At 35.6% G+C, this 4,436-nt stretch carries 3 protein-coding genes; all 3 read right to left on the bottom strand.

The features are described from left to right. On the bottom strand, positions 1-864 hold an 864-nt coding region (locus tag TA89_RS05140; protein ID WP_040211468.1), incomplete at its 3' end, for an NAD(P)/FAD-dependent oxidoreductase. A 12-nt stretch (positions 865-876) separates the two neighbouring features. Then, positions 877-2,313: an NAD(P)/FAD-dependent oxidoreductase gene (locus TA89_RS05135; protein WP_040211466.1), complete on the bottom strand. Its 1,437-nt coding sequence runs from the start codon at positions 2,311-2,313 to the stop codon at positions 877-879. 174 nt (positions 2,314-2,487) lie between these two features. Beyond that, complete coding sequence (locus TA89_RS05130; protein ID WP_052447334.1) at positions 2,488-4,269, bottom strand: thioredoxin domain-containing protein; 1,782 nt, start codon at positions 4,267-4,269, stop codon at positions 2,488-2,490. Positions 4,270-4,436: the final 167 nt, after the last annotated feature.

Here is a 4,436-nt window from a genome sequence, read left to right as displayed (position 1 = left end):
TGGAATACTGGTAGTTAAATTTTGATTTACTATAGGTCCACCGGTTACTTTATTTAAGTTAATGTCTGCTTTTCTAGAAATATCATTTTCAGGAATAAGCCCTACTGATAGCAGTAAAGTATCGCATTGGATGTACTCCTCGGTTCCTGGAATAGCCTGCCTTTTATCGTCAACTTCAGCTATTACTACCCCTTCTACCCTTTCCTTACCCTTTATTTCAATTACAGTATGGCTCAGCATAAGAGGTATATCGAAATCATCCAGACACTGCACTATATTTCTATTTAAACCTCCTGAGTATGGCATTAATTCAACAACAGCTTTAACTTCAGCTCCTTCAAAGGTCATTCTTCTTGCCATTATGAGACCTATATCACCTGACCCCAAAATCACAACCTTTTTACCGGGCATATAACCATCTATGTTAACAAAATGCTGAGCAGTTCCTGCAGTATATATACCTGTACATCTGCTACCTGGAATGGTGAGAGCACCCCTTGGTCTTTCTCTGCAGCCCATAGCTAAAATTACCGCTTTGGCCTTTATAGACAATACACCTTCTTTAGAATTCACTGCAGTAATTTCCTTATCCTTATTTAAATCAATTACCATGGTATTAAGCTTATACTCTATATTTAATTCCCTAACTTTATCTACAAATCTGTGGGCATATTCAGGACCTGTGAGCTCTTCCTTGAAGGTATGGAGTCCAAATCCATTATGGATACATTGATTAAGTATTCCTCCTAAATGATCGTCTCTTTCAAGGATTAAAATGCTGTTTACTCCTTCTTCCTTTGCCTTTATAGCAGCAGCTAATCCTGCAGGCCCTCCCCCGATTATCACTAAATCAAAATTTTGCATACTATCCCGCCTTTATATATTTTCTTTGTTTAATCCAGTTAACACCTTAGAACCTTCTCCGAATTTTGTAACCTCTAAAGGAGAAATATTCATTTCTTTAGCAATTATCGCCACAGTCTTTGGAGTGCAGAAACCAGCCTGACACCTTCCCATACCTGCTCTTGTTCTTATCTTAACTCCATCTAAGGTCTTTGCTCCTAAGGGTCTTCTTATAGCATCTAAAATTTCGCCTTCAGTTACCATCTCGCATCTGCAGATTATATTGCCGTATTCAGGCTGTTTTTCAATAAGAGCCTGCTTCTCTTCATTGCTTAATTCACTGAATTTAATTATGCCTCTCCTCTTTTCAATAAAGTTATCTTTCTTATCAGCATTCAGCTTATTAACTATTATATCTTTTATCATAATACCAACTGCAGGGGAGGCCGATAATCCAGGCGACTCTATTCCTGCTGCATTGATAAATCCAGGAGCATCTTCAGCTTCTCCAATAATAAAATCTCCAGAATTCCCTGTTGCCCTTAATCCGCTAAAAGAAGTAATAACCATATTCATCGGTAAATTCTTAACACTTAAGGCAGCTTTTTCTATGACCTCTGACATTCCCTCTTTTGTTGTTGTTACATCTTCCTTATCATCTATATCCAATGCATTGGGTCCAACAAGGAGATTTCCATGTACTGTAGGAGTGACTAAAATTCCCTTTCCAAGCTTTGTAGGAAGTTGAAATATGGTACTTCTTACCTTTTCTCCTGCGGTTTTATCAAAGAGAAGGTATTCTCCTTTTCGTGGTTTCACTGTAATCTTACTGCTGCTCACCATATTATTCAGAACGTCACTATAAACGCCTGCAGCATTTACTACAAATTTTCCCTTTATTTCTTCTCTTCCATCAGATACTATAAAAGCATTATCTTCTTTCCTTATGCTTTTAACATTAAAATTGAATTTAAACTCCGCTCCATTAACATAGGCATTTTCCGCAAAAGCCAGATTCATCCCAAAAGGACATACAATTCCTCCAGTAGGAGCATAAAGCACCGCCTTCACATCATCAGTTAAAGTTGGTTCCTTCCTTCTTGCCTCATCACCGGAAATTATTCTCAAGTCCGGAACGCCGTTCTTTTCTCCCTGTATTCTTAAATCCTCCAGCTTAGGTATGTTTTCTTCCTCAAAACACAGTACCATAGAGCCGTTTCTATGAAATTCGAAGTCCAATTCTTCTGATAGTTTATCCATCATCAGATTTCCCATAACATTTAACTTTGCTTTAAGGCTTCCAGGTTTCGCATCGAAGCCTGCATGTATAATAGCGCTGTTAGCTTTTGAGGTTCCCATATTAACATCATAGTTTTTTTCTAATACGCATAGTTTTAAGTTATATCTGGATAACTCTCTGGCTGCCGCAGTTCCTACCACTCCTGCTCCTATAACCAATACATCATACATAAATACTCCTCCTTATTTATTAAAAAAAGTAAAAAAGAGCCACACCATAAGCATCTGCTTAAGTGCTGGCTCTCTAAAACTCGCCAATAATATTTAACTATGTTTATATTGTAACATATACTTTTATTTTGCGCTATACCTGTCACAAAGATATTTAATTTTCATAACTGGATTTTAATTGCTGTTCAATAGCATAGCCCAAAGATACATAGTATGTCCTAATGGATATTCATCTATATCACCGGAATAACACTTAATAAGACTATTTATAAGAGCATCATATTTTTTATTGATTTTATTGAACCTTATAATTACATACAAAGCTGCGGAATTACCGCTAGGAATTGCCCCGTCATAGGTTTCCTTAGTGTTTATGATTAATTTAGCAGAATCTCTTCCAGCTGTAAAAAATCCCTGCTCCTTATGGTCTAAAAATAGTTCAATCATACTTTCTATATATTCTTCAGCTTTATTTATAAATTTATTTTCTTTTGTTAAATCATAAAGCTCCAATAATGAAAATACGTAAAAAGCATAATCCTCTAAGAAACCATCTATAGCGGTTTCACCAGCTCTATAGCGTCTTTTAAGTCTTCCCTCTTCAATTAAATTATTTTCTATAAATTCAAACCCTTTTATAGCCGCATTTTCCATGTTTACATCGGTAAATATATCAGCGGCATGGGCTAATGCAGCAATGGTTAATCCATTCCAGCTCAGGAGTATTTTATCATCCTTAAAGGGGTGAATCCTCTTTTCTCGATATTGGAACAGTTTAATTCTTAGCTCATCAGTGTCAGCTATAATTCTTTCTATGTCCTTTATATCTTTATTTATCAAATTAGGTATATTTTTGCCTTCAAAATTCCCTTCAGTGGTTATGCCATATACGCTGCAATATAAATTCCCTTCTCTTTCTCCCAGTACACTTATTATGTCTTCCGGAGTAAAGGAATAAAATTTTCCTTCAACACCTTCACTGTCAGCATCCTCACCGCAGAAAAATCCACCTTCATTTGAGGTGAGTTCTCTGCTGATATATTGGTATATACTGTATGCAGCTTTCTTATATATGTCCTTTTTAGTTAAGTAAAACGCTTCAGAATAAGCATAAAGAAGCAGAGCATTGTCATATAGCATCTTTTCAAAGTGTGGAATAAGCCATTTATTATCCACTGAATATCTGGAAAAACCATATCCTATGTGGTCGAATATCCCGCCTTTATACATGTTAACTAAAGTAGTTTCAGCCATTTCTAATGATTGCTCTGATTTATTAACGCTATAATACTTCAATAAGAAAATAATTACATGTGGTGTAGGGAATTTCGGTTTCCTACCAAAGCCTCCATATTCTTTATCGAAATACTCCCTTATATCATCAACGGCATTTTCTAATGACTTTTCAGAAATTTTATTACTTTTAGATTCTTTATTTTTAAGCACTTCTAAATATATATTTTCACTAATCACCTTTACACTATCTCTTTGATGTCTCCAATAATCTGTAAGCTCATTAAGCAGCTGAATCAACCCTTTAATACCGTATCCTTCTTCTTTTGGTATATATGTTGCTGCAAAAAAAGGTTTCCCCTCCGGTGTCATAACTATTGTCATAGGCCATCCTCCTGAGCCGCTCATAGCAATGCAGAATTTCATGTAAAGTTCATCTATATCCGGCCTTTCTTCACGGTCTACCTTTATAGATATATAATTTTTATTAAGAACATCTGCTACCTCATGATCTTCAAAAGACTCCTTCTCCATAACATGACACCAATGACAGGTACTGTACCCCACACTTAAAAATATAGGTTTATCTTCAAGCTTTGCTTTTTCAAAAGCTTCATCACACCAAGGATACCATTGAATAGGATTATAAGCATGCTGCAGCAGATAAGGTGATTTTTCATGAATAAGTCTGTTTACACCATTCTTAGGGGTTCTATCCGACATACTATCACATTCCTTTCCGGTTTTTAATATTATCCCCTATTATAGAATGTATAGTCAAATTCTTCAAACTAAAATTCTCCTGCTATTAACTCCACCTTTAGCCATAAGAGCTACAATTCACATTCCGAAACTACCTCAAATATAATTTGATTTTAAATGTAAAAAGC

This window comes from Clostridium polynesiense (assembly GCF_000820705.1).
GTDB classification, from domain to species: domain Bacteria; phylum Bacillota; class Clostridia; order Clostridiales; family Clostridiaceae; genus Clostridium_AA; species Clostridium_AA polynesiense.
This window is presented reverse-complemented; position numbering and strand designations above follow the sequence as displayed.